This is a genomic window from Bacteroidota bacterium, assembly GCA_018816945.1.
Taxonomy (GTDB): Bacteria; Bacteroidota; Bacteroidia; order Bacteroidales.
Map to the genome: position 1 here is coordinate 12,884 of JAHIVC010000074.1, position 18,383 is coordinate 31,266.

The window sequence follows — 18,383 nt, forward strand, 5'->3', positions numbered from 1 at the left end:
AGTAAACAGATTAATCGAATTCTATTTTTTTCTGTAAAAATTACAGTTACTTTTTTTTAGTAATGAAAGAGAATTTAAAAAGGATGGAATCCACTTAGAGGAAGCCATCCTTTTTATTTGATCGAATCTTACGAATATTATTCAGGGGTTTCTGCTCCGGGCCAATTTTGTTTGAAATCGATCCAATATTCTTTAACAGTTGATTTCATATCCTTTCTTAGTAATAATATACCAACTAGATTGGGTAAAGTCATCAATACAATTGCAATATAAGAAACCTTCCAAATGATGGTTGTATCGGTAAACGAGGCCAAGAAAAATGCTAAAATATACACCACCCTGTAATAAGGAACCCCTTTTGTGCCAACCAGGTAGGTTATCGCCCGATCACCGTAATACGACCAAGATATTACCGTTGAAAATGCAAATAAAAGTAGTCCGATGGAGACGATAAATTTACCTTTATCACCCATAAAGCTCTGTTTAAAAGCTTCGGTTGTAAGTGGAGCCGAGTGTAGCAATGATTTTCCGTTCATGACAATTCCTTCCTTTGCCAGATCTGGTTTTCCCTGAGATACGGCCACTTTACCATTATACGGAACTTCACCCTTTGAAATAATTACATTTTCTGCAAGTGAACGGGCGTGAATAATTGAAAGATCATTCTGAATCTTTCCTTCAATAACCTCTAATTCCCCATTGAATGGAGCAAGTGTTTCAGAACCTAAAATATGTTTTCGTAACTGTAAAACTCCTTGTTCATTCTGATCGGTATAACTCGATGAGAGAATTTGAAGATCACTCATCTCGAATTTGTTATCATATTTTGTGTTCCAAACTCCTGAAGAAAGTAAAACAAGTCCTGTTAAAGAACAGATGATAATTGTATCGATAAATGGTTCTAACAATGCAACCATTCCTTCAGAGACCGGTTCGTGAGCCCTTGCGGCCGCGTGTGCTATTGGTGCAGAACCCTGACCGGCTTCGTTCGAAAATAAACCACGATTAACTCCGCGATTAAATAAGAAAGCAAAACTTGCACCTAAAAATCCACCCATTGCTGCTGAACCGGTAAAAATTTGACCGAAAATTGCTCCAAAGGATGGAAGTATATTCTGATAGTTTGAAATGATGACTGCAAACGCACCAACAAAATAAATAATTGCCATTGCAGGAACCAGTTTCTCTGTAACTTTTGCAATTCGTGAGATGCCACCAATTATTACCATGCCAAGTAATACAGCAAGCACAGCACCTACAATCCATTGTTGAACTCCAAAAGTGGCATTAAGTGAACTGGAAATACTATTAATTTGTGGCATATTACCGGTGCCAAATGATGAAATTACTGTAGCGATCGCAAATATAACAGCCAACCATTTCATATTTAGTTTATTTTTCATGTAGTACATCGGTCCACCTGCTACCTGGCCTTTAGAATCCATTTCGCGGTACTTGTGCGATAAGGTTACTTCAACAAATTTGGTTGTCATACCAAGCATGGCTGTAACCAACATCCAAAATAAGGCAGCCGGTCCACCTTGATGTATTGCCAAAGCAACACCCGCAATATTTCCTGTTCCAACTGTTCCTGATAGGGCAGTTGTTAATGCCTGAAAGTGGGAGGTGTCTCCTTTGTCATCTGCTTTATCATACTTTCCTTTTACGATTCGGAGAGCATATTTGAAATAACGGATTTGTGGGAACTTGAGATAGATCGTGAAAAATAAACCTACGCCTAAAAGAAAATAAGCAAACCATGCGGCACTGCCCAGAAATCCATCCAGGGTGTCGAGAAAATTACCAAATTGATGCATAATTTAAAGGGATTGAATTTTAAAAAGGATAAAAATAGGAACTTATTCTTTCTTATGAAAATATTTTGGACATTTATGGAATAGTTATCTATAAAAGACAGATTTTTGTCAAAAGAAATCAGGTTTGAAACCATAAACTTGGAGGGATTATTTATTTTTAATTAGGGACTTTGAATTCTCATGAGAATTTTAAAAAATGGTTGACATTAAGATTAATATTCGCAGGCTGAATCACATGCTTCAGCAGCTTTCTCTTATTGGTAAGGATGAGCGAGGAGGCATAACCCGGCTGGCTGGGACGGATGCAGATAAGGAAGCCAGAGATTTGGTGGTAAATTGGATGAAAGAAGAAGCCCTCATCATCCATTTTGATAGGATTGGAAATATCATAGCAGTAAGGGATGGAATAGAAAATTCAAAGCCAGTAATGACCGGATCACATATTGACACGGTTGTTTCAGGTGGGATGTATGATGGATGTTACGGCGTTTTGGCCGGGTTGGAAGTAATAAAAACCCTTAATGAGTTCAATATAAAAACAAGACATCCCATTGCCTTAGCGGTTTTTACAAATGAAGAAGGGATCAGGTACACCCCTGATATGATGGGCAGTTTGGTTTTTTCAGGCGGATTAAAGGCTGAGAAAGCCATGAAATCAATAGGAGTGGATGGCAGCATTCTCGAAAACGAATTGAAAAAAATTGGTTACATGGGCAATCTGCAAGATGGTGCGTTGATCCCATCAAATTATGTAGAGTTGCATATAGAACAGGGCCCAATTTTAGAAATGAAGGGACTGAATATTGGGGTTGTTGAAAATCTGCAAGGCATTTCATGGAAAGAGATTATCCTTACCGGAGAATCGAACCATGCTGGAACTACACCTCTAATTTATAGGAAAGATGCAGGTTTGGCTGCTGCAAAAATCATTAATTATTTGAGTGATCTGTGCAGTTCGGTCGGAGGAAGTCAGGTGGCGACCTGTGGCAAAGTGATATTTGAACCAAATGTCATCAATGTTGTCCCGGGAAAGGTTAAAATGACCATTGATTTGAGAAATAGCAGTGAAGAGGGATTGAAGCAAGCCGAAAGTCTTTTACATGGATTTCTTGAACAACTTGCAGAACATGCATCCATTGATATTAAAATAAATCAACTTGTGAGGCTTCAACCTGTGCAGTTTGATGGGACTATGACCCAAATAATTGAACGGGTTAACAATCGTCTGGGATTGACTTATCTTAAAATGACATCCGGAGCAGGTCATGATGCCCAGATGATGGCAAGAATATGTCCTTCAGCTATGATATTTGTTCCAAGTGTCGACGGAATTAGCCATAATCCAAATGAATATACTTTTACTCAGGATATAGAAAACGGAGCAAACGTATTGTTAAATACTATTTTAGAGCTATCCAATAAAATTTAGAAGTATAAAAATGAATGGTTTAAAATGGTTCCGAATTTAAGAATCAATAATTTCAATTGGAAAAACCGAAAACAATACCCCGAGCTATACGAATATAATCATCAACTGATAGGATGATCGAATTTGTAAGTGAGCCGGCATTAAAAGCGATTCTTGTATTTTGTAAGATCGATTGATCAATATATAAATCCATATCAAAAAATGGCTTTGCAAATGGAGGTACAGCTCCGGATGTTAAGCCAGTTAATTTTTTTAACTCATCACTATTGACAAACCTCAGTTTCTTTACGCCAAATTGTTTTTTAATTGCATTTGAATCTATTTTTTTTGAGGCGCTCAAAACAAAGATTTTAAAATCATTACCCACTTTCATAATGATTGCTTTTCCTCCTATAGAAAGATCTTCTCCACGGGCTTTAGCTGATTGGGCTGAGGTTAATGTTGGCTCATGTTGAATTAGAGCAAATTCGATTTTTTGTGATTGGAGCCAGAATTTAATTTCTTCAAACATAAAGCAAGGTTTTATACAAATATAGTAATTGAAATGAGGTTAGCTATCGAGTTTTTATTGCTTAGATGGCATTAACCGATTAATTAAAAAAATATTAATTTTTAAAGAATATCTAATCAGGCAGATAGCATTCTTATTTTTTATTTCAGCAAAAATGGAAAACTTTGGTCTGCTTTTTGGAATAAGACAGGTATAATCTTTAAACATCAATGTCATGAAAAAATTAGCAATCATACTCGGGATACTTTTTATAGCCAGTCTCAGTTTACAGGCACAAAAAAGAGAAGAAAGAACTACCACCGCAAAATCATACAAAAAAGATGAGAAGAGCGAAAAAAAAGCAGAGAATAAGTCTGAAAAGAATTATAAACCAACAGTTAAAATCGAGAACCGTAAAACAATAAATTTAAATACTGTTCGATCCGCTGAAAAACGTAATACAAATTTAAATGTCCAAAGACCAAATAACCAATCTAAGGTGAATAGGAATTTGAATGTAAGACCCAATATTCAGAGAATTGGAAATGTTGACAATTCCAACAGAAGAATTATCCGCACTGACCGTCGTCCATTAAGTGTCGTTAGAACTCCAAATGTAAATAATATAAGGATCCGTCACGGGTATATTGATAATTCAAATCGTCGTTATGGATATTTGTCACATCATATTATGAATTTCCCGATGCGGGTAAGATATCCATTTTATAATAATTATCAGTTATTGCTCATGCACAGCTATCAGCCTCAAATAGAATATCCTTGGGCCATATATGAATCTGAGAATGGCGATAATACAGCTTCAATTGAAGGCGAAGTAATTGATATAGAATACAATCGCAGAACCAATCAGTATATCCTTCAATTTGGTCGTAAATCACCATATCAAAGTGCTACGGTTATTATTCCGGATTATCTTTCAAGACAACTCAATTATAGAGATCTTCGAAAACTGAAAAGAGATTATGTATCAGTGTACGGAAGATTTACTAATTATGGAAATGTTCCGACAATCATACTTAACAGCTTTGATGAATTTTATGTAAACGATATGACATTTGCAGATTTTATTTACAATAACTAAATAAATAACAGAAATCAAAAAGCCTGACCAGAATAAAGGTCAGGCTTTTTTTTGAATTGAATACCTGTATTTTTAAAACTAAAAACTTATAATTTATAACTTAAAACTTATAACTTATCCCCGTCTTATACTCTATTAAGTGAGTGCGTGGAGCATCAGGATTATTTTTGTTGATCGCATTTAATTGATACTTATAAACCGGGGAGAGGTTAAAATAGAAATGTTTGCTGAAAGGGTATTCCAAGCTTATCCCTATACTACTTTTGTAAATCAATGAATTAATATCATTGGTGTGGCCAACTGATTGATTGTTTCCCTTTCCAATAAAAACATTGTTTCTGACCAAAATATTTGCATTGAGTCCACCTAACAAATAAACGTCAATTTTTTGGTTGAGGATTTTATACTTAATAATAAATGGAATTTCGACGAATTCAAATTGCTGTATCAGATAATCATTGAATTGGGAGATTTGGTTGTTTAGATCTACATTCACCTGATAAACAGGGCTGGATCGACTTAGTAATACATTGGAAGTAAACTCAACGGTGCCCGAGTTTGTAAATGTTGAAAGCCGGTTATTATATGCTGCCTGATTCGATAAAACTGAATAATTCTGAATTTCTTGTCCTTGTTTTAGATAGTACAAGCCGGATTGTATGCTCCACTTTTCCGATAAGATGTAATTTACGGCAAGGCCACCGGAGTATGCATTAACAATTTCTTCAGAACTATTTGTAAGTGGCAAGCTTCCGGGTACGTTTGAAAAATCATATTCAGCCTCTGTCCCACTTCCTCGCTGGGGACTACTATTCGCATAGCTTGGCGAATACTCACCACCAATCGACCATCGATTTTTGATGTTTTTTGTTCGCGAGGCATCAGCAATCAAATTATTTTTTAATAAAAACTCATTTAAATCTGCTTCTAAAACTATGGGCAATTGTTTTTTCCCTTTTGATGGATGATTTAGTAGCCCGGACCATTCAAATTCAAGAATTATAGAATTGGCAGCAATGAAAGTCATTTTTGAAATTTTAATTTGATTCTCATCCTTCCGGACATCGTCTAAATCCGATTTTGCATATAAACTTTTATTGGTTGATATATTCATTGGATCGACAACTTTTTCAGGGTCCGGGACATTTTCAGCCAAATTTTCCCTAAAAGTTGGAGTTGGGACAATAATGCCGGAATCAATAATTTGAACAGTGGAGTCTGAAGCTAACTTTGTTAAGTTTGCCGGTGTAGTTTGTTGTTTATGATATAAAAATCCTATCCCGACAGAAAGTAGAATAATGATCATTGCTGCACTGGCAATAATTCTTCTGTAAAAAATCAATCTACGGTTCTTATCGGCATAATTCATACTATTGGCAATCTGCTCCCAAGCTTTTGGGGGCGGACTGACTTCAGCATTCATTAATCGCTGACGGTATATGTTTTCTTTATTTATGTCAGGTTTACTCATGTAATTTTCTCCCTGAGAGTTTAAATTGGTTCATTACTTTTTTTTGCAAATTCATTCTGGCCCTTGCTAAATTTGATTTCGAGGTTCCCTCGGCAATGTCAAGCATTTTACTAATTTCCTTATGCGAATAACCCTCAATTGCATAAAGATTAAAAACCATTTGATAAGCAGGGGGCAATTCCTGAATCATTTTAATGAGTTCACTGGTGCTGAGTTGACTTACTGCATCTCCATCTTCAATATATTCAGGATAATCGATATCTTCATTAATTGAATATAGAATTCTTTTTTTCCGATAGAGTTCGAGTGCTGTGTTCATAAATACTCTCCTTATCCAGGCTTCAAATGGACCATCACCTTTAAACTGTTCAATCTTTTGAAAAACTTTTATGAAACCATTGTGAAGTAAGTCTTCAGCATCATCCTTATCCTTCGAATAATAAAGGCACACCGCATACATTTTGCTTGCAAATGCATTGTACAATTGCTCCTGGGCTTTTCGATTACCCTTTTTGCATGCCTTTACGATATCTGATAAGTCGATTGTCTCCACTCAATTTGTTTTCATCAATGCCAAAGAACTTCAAAGATAGTCATAAGCATGGTTTCATGATTAATTTGTCATATATTAATGGTTAAAAAGTGTTAGCTTTTAAGTCCAAGACATTATTCTGAAATTTCAATCTTGCTTAATAATTGAATACTTTGCCCCGAATAATTGTACTGATAAAATCCATCTTCGCCAATTAATAAAAGATTCCCGTTTAATGGAATTACATCGTACGCGAAAATATTTGGGAAATGTGCTATTTGATGATCATCAATACTTAAGGGATCGCTCACATCATAAACTTTTAATCCTGCACTTCCATCACATATGAAGAGCAAATTCCCATCTACACCAAGCCCATAAGGTCCAACCATTGGGTATGCTTCTATTAGTTTAGGGTTTCGATAATCTTTAATCGAAATGACATTTAATTCATTTACATTATTCTGACAATTGTTCCCCCCCCGTAAAGTAACATAGGCAATCGTATCCTGAATCACGACAGGATCACAACTGGTTACATGCCAAAATTGGCTCAGGTACATAGGTGAAACAGGAACCGAAATATCATAAATCAGCATTCCATTAGTTGTCCCGAAGAACATATGATCTCCCAAAATAAACATGGTTTCAATACCCCATCCGATCCCATTTGATTTTACTAGTACCGGTGACTTAGGAACGGAAATATTATAAATATGTAGATTCGAATTATCGACAATGTATAAGGTTGTCCCTGATATACCGAAACGGGCCATCGATCCTCCTACACCAACTCCACTGCTATTAATACCTTGAGCTGCTGCATCCATCATCGAAAATTCTCTCATCAACGGGTAATAATAAAAAGTGGGGCTTTGCTTAACTTTCTTCACTTCCCAGCCAATTACAACTCCTTTGTCTTCGTCAATCTGAGCTAGAGGATAATCCTCATCATAAGGCGGCAGTATGTAAGGTAATATATCCTCACTTCGATAAACTACTTTAATATCTGTTAAATTTGATAAATCGAGGGCCACCAAATCGATATAACTGTCGGTGTATAAAATTTGTCCTTTTATAGCAATATCAACGGTTCCTGGGATTTCAATAAAACTTATATTTTGAGGTGAACTTGGGTTTGAATTATCAATCACATGAATCCCTTTCATTTGTTCCACGATGAAAATGTAGTTGTCTTTAAAATACATTTTTCCGGGTTTTTTCAATTCCTGAGGTGCAACCTGTTTTACAGCCGACCGGAGTTCTTTATAACTCATGTAAATAGGACTATTTGCCATAAAGATTTCCGATATTTTATCGGTACATGAGTTCAATATCAAAGCTATTAGTATGATTAGATAATAGATGTGCTTTTTCATTTCTATCGTGTTTATTATTTGAATAATATTCCAAGCTTAATTTCCAGACGGTTCATATCAATTTCAAGTACTTTATCAAATTCTTCCCCTTCCTTGTCATAATTGAGTCGTTGAAATCTGTATGCGATGCTAAAGGTGATTCCTAAATTTTCGCTGAACATCGATTTTATGCCAACACCGGGGTTAATTAACCATCCACCTTTTGGCTTCATTATATCATAACCCGACCAAATTGAACTATAATAAATCAAATGATATCTTTCGGTTTCATTATCGAGAGGTACTGAATATCCCCCTTGAAAGAATATAAAAGGAGAAAGTTTTTGTGTACGAAAATAATAACGGGCATCTAGAACCAAAGGCAGATAACTCTCCTGCAAAAATTCTGCACCAAATCCAAAGCCTACGGCGATCTGATCAGTCACCCCATACCCATTAATCATCATGAATGAAAAAGGTGCTTTGTTCTCATTTTTTGTAGATCCGGCCAGGATTCCAAAATTTGTAGCATTGTAATATCCTTTATGTGAGAAAGTAGTTTCGCTTTTCTCTTCCTGGCCCTGAACTGCTGAACCAAACAGCATAAGAACCAATAAAATGTTTAAATTTTTCATTATTCCCGGTTAAAGTTTAACATATACTTTATAATGATGCAGCGATTGCAAATAGGTTGCGTTGGATCAATTTTTTTTGAATTGAAACTTTAGGGGATTTGACGTACTTTTGCAAACGAATTTAAGTTGTCACAATGATTGAACAAATTTTAACTAATTGCATTTCTAAAGCCTGTCTTGAGCTTTTTGGCACACAGCCTGAGGATCAGCAGATTCAAATTCAAAAAACCAAACGCGAGTTTGATGGTGACTTGACATTAGTGGTATTTCCACTGGTGAAAATGTCGAGAAAATCACCTGTAGATACAGCTAAAATGTTAGGAGAACACCTTCAAAACGAGTTGACAGAGATCGTTGGGTTTAATGTTGTTCAGGGTTTTTTGAATTTAGTTATTGCCGATGCATATTGGTTTGATTTTTTAAGATCACATGCCAATGATCAACAATATGGTAAATCAGAATCAAAAGCACAAGCACCGGTAGTGATTGAATTTTCTTCACCAAACACCAATAAACCATTGCACTTAGGTCATATTCGAAATAACCTTTTGGGCCATTCGGTTACAGCCATTGTTGAAGCTGCTGGTTATGATGTAAAGCGTGTGAATTTGGTGAATGATCGGGGGATCCATATTTGCAAGTCGATGCTGGCATGGCAGAAGTGGGGGCATGATATTACTCCTGAAAAAGCCGGTAAAAAAGGTGATAAATTGGTCGGTGATTTTTATGTCTTGTTTGATCAGAAAAATAAAATTGAAATTCAGAAATTGATTGAATCGGGCGTAGATCCAAAAGCGGCGGAAAAAGAATCTCCATTAATGATAGAGGCTCGGCAAATGCTTCAGAAGTGGGAGCAGGGCAATGAAGAAATCAGAAGCCTGTGGAAACGTATGAATGATTGGGTTTATAGCGGCTTCGATAAAACATATGCTCGCATGGGCATTCATTTTGATAAAACTTACCACGAATCGGAAACTTATTTATTAGGCAAGAGCCTGGTTGAGGAAGGATTGACAAAGGGCGTATTAATTAAAAAAGAGGATGGTTCGGTTTGGGCCGATTTAAGTGATTCCGGTATGGATGAGAAATTACTTTTACGCGCTGACGGGACTTCCGTTTATATGACTCAGGATTTAGGAACGGCTAAACTTCGTTATGATGATTATCGTGCCGGGAAATTAATTTATGTGGTTGGCAACGAGCAAAATTATCATTTTGATGTATTGAAAATAGTGTTGAAAAAGATCGGGTTTGACTGGGCTGATCGAATTAAACACTTATCGTACGGAATGGTTGAATTACCTGAAGGTAAAATGAAGAGTAGGGAAGGGACCGTTGTTGATGCTGATGAATTGATGGAAGAAATGTTTCAAACTGCAAAAAACCTCACCAATGAATTAGGTAAAGTTTCTGATTTCACCAAAAAGGAATCTGCGGAATTATTTGAAATGGTAGGATTGGGTGCTCTTAAATATTTCATCCTTAAAGTAGATCCTAAAAAGAATATGATGTTCAACCCTGAAGAATCGGTTGATTTTACAGGCAATACAGGGCCTTTTATTCAATATACGCACGCACGTATCAGTTCATTGTTGCGTAAGGCAAAGGAACAAGGAATTACATTTGAGAATGAAGCAGATTTTAATTTTGATTTGCACCCAAAAGAAATCCGTATCCTTCACCAATTGCATGAATATCCAAATACAATTGCTTTGGCAGCCGAAAACCTAAGTCCGGCGATGCTCTCGAATTATATTTATGATTTAGTAAGAGAGTATAATCAGTTTTATCAGGAAGTTCCAATTTTAAAAGAAACCGATCATGATAAAATGGTCTTTCGACTTCAATTATCCAAATTTACAGCGCAAGTCATTAAATCGGGTATGGAGTTGCTGGGAATACAGATGCCGGATCGGATGTAATCTTAATAATCGAAATACAGGAACGAAGAGCCTTAAACTCATAAAAATAAAAAGGGTGCCTCAACTTTCATAGCTAAGGTACCCTTCTTTTAGTTCTGATCTTTTATAAATGAAAGACCAGGTATTATATTACTACATCATTTTTTTTTTCAATAATTCTTTCACTGCTTCCTCAATTTGCTGGTCACGGCCTATGGCCATTATAGCGGGCTCATTGCGTACCATGATATCAGGTTCTGTTTGGTGATTTTCCAGGAATGGTTCACCTATTGGTCGCCATCCACCCATTGGGATTCCAAAGGTAATGGTCGGATCAATCTGATTTTCCCACCAAACAAAAGTTCCTGTTCCAGGAACAGGCATTCCTAATAATTTTCCACCTCCTTTTATCTTATATGCCACCGGAAACAAATGAGCATCCGAATAATTACTTTCGCCCATGACAACAATAGATGGCTTAATCCATCTGTTTCCGGGCTGATAACCCACATTTTGTCCGTGAGGAATAATATCCATGTATTTTTTCCCGGTCAAGAAATCGGAAAGCTGATCGTGCAAGTTGCCACCACCATTAAATCGGGTATCAACTATAAGTGCATCGGCCGAAAGGTGTTTTCCCAAAGCATCTTCGAAAACTGTTCTCATGCTTGCATCATTCATGCCGCGCACATGAACATAACCTAGTTTTCCTCCTGAAAGACGTTCGACTTCCGCACGGCGAGTTTCAACCCAACGGGTATAAAGCAGTTGGCCTTCGGCACCCAATGAAATTGGCTTAACAACCTCTTCCCATCGGGTATTATTAGTTGGATTGTACATTGACAATAATACATATTTATCTGTTTTTCGGTTTAAAAGCTGATAAAAATCTATTGAAGGGGTAATCGCTTCTCCATCAATTTTCTCAATAATATCATTGCTTCGGATCTTGGATTTAGCATTGTTAAGCGGCCCACCTTTAATTACTTCAGCAACTTTTAGCCCATTTCCCAGATATGCATCATCGTATAAAAGGCCCAGCGATGAAGTTTGATCCCCATTTTCGATTCTGTTACGATAGCTTGCACCGGTGTGAGATGCATTTAATTCGCCCAACATTTCGCTCAACATTTCAGCAAAATCATAGTTATTGTTTATATAGGGTAAGAATTTTTTGTATTCGGTATAATAATAATCCCAATTCACACCTTGTAAATCTTCAACATAAAATTTCTCCCTAACCTGTCGCCAACTATGATCATAAATATAAGCACGTTCATCCGCTTGTTTTAACAACATCTCACCATTGGTTCTGATTGATTTGCTCTTACCATCCGATGTGGTAACTTTCATGGCTTTTCCATCTGCTAAAATGAATAAAAACTTTCCATCAGCAGAAATTTCCATGCTTACGCTGTTGGCACCAATTTTTGTGAATAATTTGGTTTCTTTTTTTCGCAAATCAGTCATCCACAAATCGTTTCTACCCTCAAATCGGGTTAAATAATAGAGTTTGTCTCCTTCTTTTGAAAGTACGCCATCACCTATGCTTGAGGTATTAACCGTAAGCTTTTGTTTTCGATCACGTAAGTTTTCCCAGTCAAATATCAGGTCTTTAACCTCTTTTGAATCTTTCTCTATAGCAATTGGTTTTTTATCTTTTTTATCTGCTTCGGGTTTTTTCTCCTCTTTTTTATCTTTCTTCTCTTTTTCTTCAAGCAAAGCAAAATCTTCTTCTGATAATTTAAATCGGTCAAAGCTTTCTTGTGTGAAAAACATGCCAAAAATATCTCGGAAGGCAATTCGGTCATTTTCCGACTTGGTGCCTTCACGAGAAGAAAACCAAATCATCATTTTACCATCCATGGCCCATTTTGGTCCACCATCGGAGTATCCGCTTTGCGATAGGTTCATGAGTTCACCTTTACCCGAAGCACTAATCAATCCTACTTCGCCATCCATAACACGTTCGGGTTGTCCGAATTCAACCAAAAACCATTTACTGTCGGGCGACCACTGATACCATTGATCTCCGTCTGAATAGGAATAATTGTATTTAGCAGGCAATATGGTTCGTGATTGTTTACTCGCCAAGTTAACTACTTTTAAAGTAGTCCGATTTTCAAGATAAGCCACCTCTTTTCCATCAGGTGAATAAGCGGGCTGAAATTCTTCAGCCGGAGTGGCGATAATGGTCTCTTCTTTTAACAACGTTGAAGTATAAAAATAAGGTTCTTCTGCTCTCACAATTGATTTGGAATATACATTCCAGCTTTTATCGACTTCGGCTGCATAAACCAATGATCGACCATCGGGACTGAAGCTGACACTGCGTTCCTGCCATGGTGTATTTGTAATCCTTTTGGTAGTACCGTGTTCTATACTGCTCACAAAGATTTCGCCTCTGAAAACATAGGCAAACTCTTGCCCGTTAGGCGAAAGGCTTGCATCGGTAAAGCCAGCGCTCACCGGTACGATTTTATCCAATGTACCTCGTCCATCATAAGCTATTTGAATATTAATTTTTTTGGGCTCATTACCTGAATCCATTGTATAAATTTCTCCTTGATAGCTAAAGCAGAGGGTATTGTCTTTTGAACTGGTTAAAAATCGGATCGGATTTTTAGTAAAATTCGTTATGGCAGTATTTTTAGAGGGATCGCTCAGGGAGCTTTTATGGATATTGAAAGAACCGCTTTCTTCTGATAAATAATAAAAATCATTATTGTTACTGTCGAAAACCGGATTTCTGTCCTCTCCTTTAAAATTAGTCAGCATTTTAAAATTCTTAGAGTCCATATCATAAACCCATATATCACGGGTGATAGCAGAGGTATGGTGTTTTCTCCAAATGTTTTCATAACCTTTTATATCATGAAAAATTAATTTTTTACCGTCGGGGCTAAAGGTTGCATCGATGGCAGGCGAGGTAATGATTTGAGAAACCCGGCCACCTTCTATAGGAACACTGTAAAGTTCGGTAAGGGTTCCCATCGGAAATTGAACATTGGTGTGCAAATCCTGACGAGCTGCCGAAAAAACAATTTGTTTGTCATCAGGAGTAAATGCGCTGGGAATTTCAGCATTTGAATGAAACGTTTTTCTTACTGCTTCGCCGCCGTTTGCAGGCATCATAAATACATCAAAATTACCGTATCGATCGGATGCGAAAGCAATATTTTTACCGTCGTGACTCCAAACCGCCCCATATTCATAACTGTCGCTCATATTAAGTGGAACGGCTGTACCGCCCGAAGCAGCCACTTTATAAATATCTCCTTGATAGTTAAACAAAATGGATTGACCGTTTGGTGAAATGGCAGGATATCTTAGCCACAGTGGGTTTTCCTGTGCCAAAAGAGGCACTGAAATAATAAACAACAAACCGCTTATTATTAAATTCGTGATTCTTCTCATAATAAATTTATTTAGATTATACTGTGTTTCAAATATAGGAAAATCTATTATGATATTTAACTATTCTAAAGTCAAGTTTAAAAAATTAAGGTCTTGAGCAGATCATAAAAACAGTTTCAATTTATGTTACCCGTAACAAAATTGAATGCAAAATTTGCTAATAATATTAATACCGTCTATCCGTTTTCGATAATGTTATTAGTAGTATCAAGGCTTGCACAGGATTTCATTAATTCATGAATGAATATGGGAAACAGAATGAGTGCAATAAGACTCGTGAAATATCCGACAAAAGGTATAAGACTAATGATGCAAAGAATAAGAATCAAGTTTCCTAATACACTGGATTGGTGGATGGAAACATTTTTTGCTGTTGCGATGGCATTGAGATCTTTGGATATTTTTCCGTACGAAAGAAATGCCCAGTAAAAGTTATAGAATGGGATGAACAAATATCCAATAGCTTGCCCCGGTGTTTTAATCGTTGGAATTAGGTTCAATCGTTTTGATTCGTTGATTGAAAATTGCCATACCCTGTAAAACATGATTAAAAACAAGATTTGCGCAATCATTATAACGATCAGTCCAATGATCAAAAAAATCAAAACCGAATTTCGGTCCGTATTATCAAAAGAGTTTTGAGCACCGATTAGACCTGCCATCCCAATCAAATATGGAATAATGCCGATCACTAATAAAATAACATACACAATGAAATTTCCAAATTTCTTTAATGAGAGATTTGAATGTTCCGATATGCTTTGTGTCAGGTTTCCAATTTTAATGACACCAACAATCAGGAATGTGTATGAAAAGATGGATAGAAACATTCCAATACGCCCGTAAATCTGATAAAAATTTGATAACTCTTCTGATTTTACAATGATTGGAACTAATCTCCACAGAAGAGAATTTAAAAACTCTATACCAAATCCAATGATAAAATAAATCCCATTCGCGGATTTTAATTTTATAAGACAAAAAATAAATAGAACAAGGCTCATAAATGGATATGCCCATTGTTCGATAAATTGAAAAATTTCCATATTGATTCCTCCAAAATTAAGTGAATGATTAATAAATATTTCTATTTAATACTATATGTCAAATAACATTTTCTTAATGCCCAAATAAGGGAATGAGAAATTAGCATGCAAAATGCAATAACAAAAAGACTTGCTCACCACAATCGCTTAATTCATTTATATAGGTACCTTCTTTTAAAACACCAATATTCAGAAATCGTGTACAGTTCTTGTAATCAAATCTTTTATCGATTCGTAAAAAACCGATCTAATCTTCTACAATTTAGGAAAGCTGAAAATCTTTGATCAATAAATTCAATTCCGGGTAAAAAGATTTTCAGGTTAAAAATAGAAAAAAAAATATATCCCGATAAAAAAACACCTGATATTTTAGACTGCCACAATAAGAAATTTCAAAATCCTAATACACATAAGCCTTATCATGATCTGAAATTAAGTTTTGTCAATGAAATTTGTAATTTACCTGCCATAATTCAGTTTGATAAATTTGATCAGTGAGAGTATGATTTTGATTCTAAAAATCATTTAGCCGAACTTTTTTCTCTTAACCTGTAAAAAATTCCGGCACTTATCCAAAAAACATCCTCGTTATCATCCGTAATCCAGCAAGTAAAAAAAGGTACTTGCCATCCGGCGAAACATAAGGAAACCGTTGCCCTTGATCAGTATTAATGGTTGTACCTAAACTAAGAGCCTCAGTCCAACTTCCATCTGCTTGCCTGAAGCTTATAAAAATGTTTTGGACCGAGTTGAGACTAGTGGAACAGAATAGCAGATAGCTCTCATCAATTATTACAAAAAATAATTTTTTTATTTAACCAACCGATATATCGGTTAATATTTCAAATATTTTTTTAACATTCTTAGTAATAAAATCCTATCTATTGGCTTCGATATGTAATCATCGCAACCTGCCGCTAGTGCTTTTTCCCTGTCGCCGGGCAAAGCATGCGCCGTTTGTGCGATAATTATGATGTCTTTGTTAAACTGTCTGATTTGTTGAGTTGCTTCATACCCATTCAAAAAAGGCATTTTAATATCCATTAAAACCAAATCAATATCCTGATTTGATTTGCATATTTCTACGGTTTCCGAACCATCTTTTGCCCAAACTAAGTTTAAATCAAGATTTTCGAGTATGACCTCAAAGAGCCTGTAATTATATTCCTCATCTTCAGCTATTAAAATGGTAAGCATCTGTTTAGATTTATTGTCCTCATCAATTAGTTCATCTGATGATGAAATTCCTATGACCCTTTTAAAGGGAATCGAAAAGTAGAAGGTAGAACCCTTGCCAAGCTCCGATTTTAACCATATTTTCCCACCAAAAAGATAAGCATATGCTTTTGAAATGGTCAATCCTAAACCGGAACCCCCAAATTCACGCGTAGAATTACTTTCGACCTGTCGAAAACGATCAAATATGACTTCAGCCATTTCCGGTGAAATACCAATACCTGTATCCTCAACAAAAAATTCAAGATTATTATCCTTTATTTCATATCCGAAATTTACATGCCCTTTTTTCGTAAACTTTAAGGCATTACTTAGCAGATTTGTGAGTACCTGAATTAATTTTGTTTCATCTGTAATGATTAATATTTCTTTATTTATCAGGGGATTTTTTATTTGAAAAGAAATATTTTTCTCCTGAAATTGGGTAAAAAACTGATCATTGATTATTTCACAAATATTGCTAATGTTAACCTGACTTTCATGAATCTTTTCCTGTCCGGCTTCAATAGTTGCTATACTAATGATATCTGTTACGATGGAAAGTAATTGGTTACTGCTTTTTATTATCACTTCGGTGAAGTGCTTTCGGCTTTCATCCGATAGTTCAGGATCGTTCAAAAATTCAGAGAAACCAATAATCGCATTCATTGGAGTTCTGATCTCATGTGAGATGTTGTTTAAAAAAGCAGTTTTTAATTGATCGCTCTCTTCAGCCTTTTCCTTTGCTACAATCAGGTCCATCAATGCTTTTTTACGTATGGTTATATCTCTTGTCACCCCAAATACTCCATTTGGTTTGCCTTTTTCATCAAATAATAAAGATGCTTTAGTTTCAGTCCATACCGTACTGCCATCTTTTCGGAACATTTCCAACTCTAGAACCACTGGTTCAGTCAAGTAATTCGTAACGAATTGACCACTTTGAATCTCTTTTTCAAATGTTGATATTACAAGTTTTAAGGATTTAGGGGTGAAAACATTCTCAATTTTTAGGTTAATAGCTTCTTCTGGCGTGTATCCTATCAAATGGTTAACTGCAGGACTGACGAAAGTCTGCTTTAAATTCAGGTCGAGTATAACAGTAACATCAGATGAATTGTTGACTAATAAGCGGTAAAGAGCTTCGCTTTTTTCAAGGGCCAATTGCTTGTTTTCAAGTTCATGATATTGATATGCACTGGTTAACAAAGATGGTAACCTGAAAAGATAATTAGGTCGTTTTACCAGATATTCGTCTACTCCTAAACGCAATGCTTCGATGGCAATTTCTTCATTACCCTGACCGGTAACAACGACAATTGCTACAGCCAATTTGCGTTCCCGGCGGATAATTTTTACAAATTCCAGTGCATCGATGCCTGATAATCGATAATCTAACAGAATGATACAATATTTGCAAGGATCGTCAGAAGTTAAGGGTAGTTTCTTAAGGGCTTCTTCTGCGCTTGTCACCGCAGTGATAAGGAAATTTGGTGCATAACTCTTAAAATGACGTTGTGTAAGTTCGATATCGGACTTATTATGCTCAACATAGAGTACGGCAATTTTGCGATTACTGATTTTCTGTTTTTTTTCGAAGTTCTTTATAGCCAAAGTAATAGAGTCCGGCAGGGATTTAAGGTAATTTGTTTTTTTTGTAAGATAGTCATCCGCTCCGGCTTTTAGAGCTGCCACAGCAGATTCTTCGTCGCCTGAACCCGTTAAAACAATGACAGTACAATTTATGTTTTTTTCCCGAAGCTCAACCAAAAATTCCAATCCATTCCCGTCGGGGAGATGCATATCAATCAGAGCCAAATCATATTCCTTGTCTTTTTTAAGTCTTTTCCTTGCTTCTGATAGGGTATCTGCATGAATGATTTCACAATCCTTAAATGTTTGGGTTAATTTTCTGGTGGTCAGATCGGTGTCGGTCGAATTATCTTCTATATATAATATTTTCATAAAGC

General features: G+C 36.0%; 12 protein-coding genes. 3 read left to right on the forward strand and 9 right to left on the reverse strand.

The window, feature by feature from the left end; all coding sequences use genetic code 11:
* Positions 1–137: 137 nt before the first annotated feature.
* Complete coding sequence (locus KKG99_12125; GenBank protein MBU1013743.1) at positions 138–1,817, reverse strand: sodium:alanine symporter family protein; 1,680 nt, start codon at positions 1,815–1,817, stop codon at positions 138–140.
* Positions 1,818–2,013: 196 nt separating this feature from the next.
* On the opposite strand from KKG99_12125, the gene KKG99_12130 reads away from it, so the two are divergent.
* Positions 2,014–3,246, forward strand: a complete 1,233-nt coding sequence (locus tag KKG99_12130; protein MBU1013744.1) for a M20 family metallo-hydrolase — start codon at positions 2,014–2,016, stop codon at positions 3,244–3,246.
* Positions 3,247–3,298: 52 nt separating this feature from the next.
* On the opposite strand, the gene KKG99_12135 is transcribed toward KKG99_12130, so the two are convergent.
* Complete coding sequence (locus KKG99_12135) at positions 3,299–3,757, reverse strand: hypothetical protein (GenBank protein ID MBU1013745.1); 459 nt, start codon at positions 3,755–3,757, stop codon at positions 3,299–3,301.
* A 214-nt stretch (positions 3,758–3,971) separates the two neighbouring features.
* Here KKG99_12135 and KKG99_12140 point away from each other — a divergent pair, with 214 nt between their 5' ends.
* Positions 3,972–4,838, forward strand: a complete 867-nt coding sequence (locus KKG99_12140) for a DUF2681 domain-containing protein (protein MBU1013746.1) — start codon at positions 3,972–3,974, stop codon at positions 4,836–4,838.
* A gap of 100 nt (positions 4,839–4,938) precedes the next feature.
* On the opposite strand, the gene KKG99_12145 is transcribed toward KKG99_12140, so the two are convergent.
* The 4 genes from KKG99_12145 to KKG99_12160 form a co-directional block, all read right to left on the reverse strand.
* Positions 4,939–6,309 (reverse strand): PorT family protein, encoded by a 1,371-nt coding sequence (locus tag KKG99_12145; protein MBU1013747.1) that lies wholly within the window; start codon positions 6,307–6,309, stop codon positions 4,939–4,941.
* Positions 6,302–6,853, reverse strand: a complete 552-nt coding sequence (locus KKG99_12150) for an RNA polymerase sigma factor (GenBank protein MBU1013748.1) — start codon at positions 6,851–6,853, stop codon at positions 6,302–6,304. Before KKG99_12150 ends, KKG99_12145 begins: the two co-directional genes overlap by 8 nt.
* A 122-nt stretch (positions 6,854–6,975) precedes the next feature.
* Entirely contained in the window at positions 6,976–8,220 is a 1,245-nt protein-coding gene (locus KKG99_12155) for a hypothetical protein (GenBank protein ID MBU1013749.1), read from the reverse strand.
* Between the two features lie 14 nt (positions 8,221–8,234).
* Complete coding sequence (locus tag KKG99_12160) at positions 8,235–8,834, reverse strand: hypothetical protein (GenBank protein ID MBU1013750.1); 600 nt, start codon at positions 8,832–8,834, stop codon at positions 8,235–8,237.
* 134 nt (positions 8,835–8,968) lie between these two features.
* Here KKG99_12160 and KKG99_12165 point away from each other — a divergent pair, with 134 nt between their 5' ends.
* Complete coding sequence (locus KKG99_12165; protein ID MBU1013751.1) at positions 8,969–10,756, forward strand: arginine--tRNA ligase; 1,788 nt, start codon at positions 8,969–8,971, stop codon at positions 10,754–10,756.
* Positions 10,757–10,888: 132 nt separating this feature from the next.
* Here the strand turns inward: KKG99_12165 and KKG99_12170 are convergent, their stop codons facing one another.
* The 3 genes from KKG99_12170 to KKG99_12180 all read right to left on the reverse strand — a co-directional run bounded on the left by KKG99_12170 (position 10,889) and on the right by KKG99_12180 (position 18,378).
* Positions 10,889–14,152: a peptidase S41 gene (locus tag KKG99_12170; protein ID MBU1013752.1), complete on the reverse strand. Its 3,264-nt coding sequence runs from the start codon at positions 14,150–14,152 to the stop codon at positions 10,889–10,891.
* A gap of 176 nt (positions 14,153–14,328) precedes the next feature.
* Positions 14,329–15,198 carry a hypothetical protein gene (locus tag KKG99_12175; protein ID MBU1013753.1) on the reverse strand — a complete coding sequence of 290 codons (870 nt, stop codon included), beginning with the start codon at positions 15,196–15,198 and terminating at the stop codon, positions 14,329–14,331.
* Positions 15,199–16,032: 834 nt separating this feature from the next.
* Positions 16,033–18,378: a response regulator gene (locus KKG99_12180; protein ID MBU1013754.1), complete on the reverse strand. Its 2,346-nt coding sequence runs from the start codon at positions 18,376–18,378 to the stop codon at positions 16,033–16,035.
* Positions 18,379–18,383: the final 5 nt, after the last annotated feature.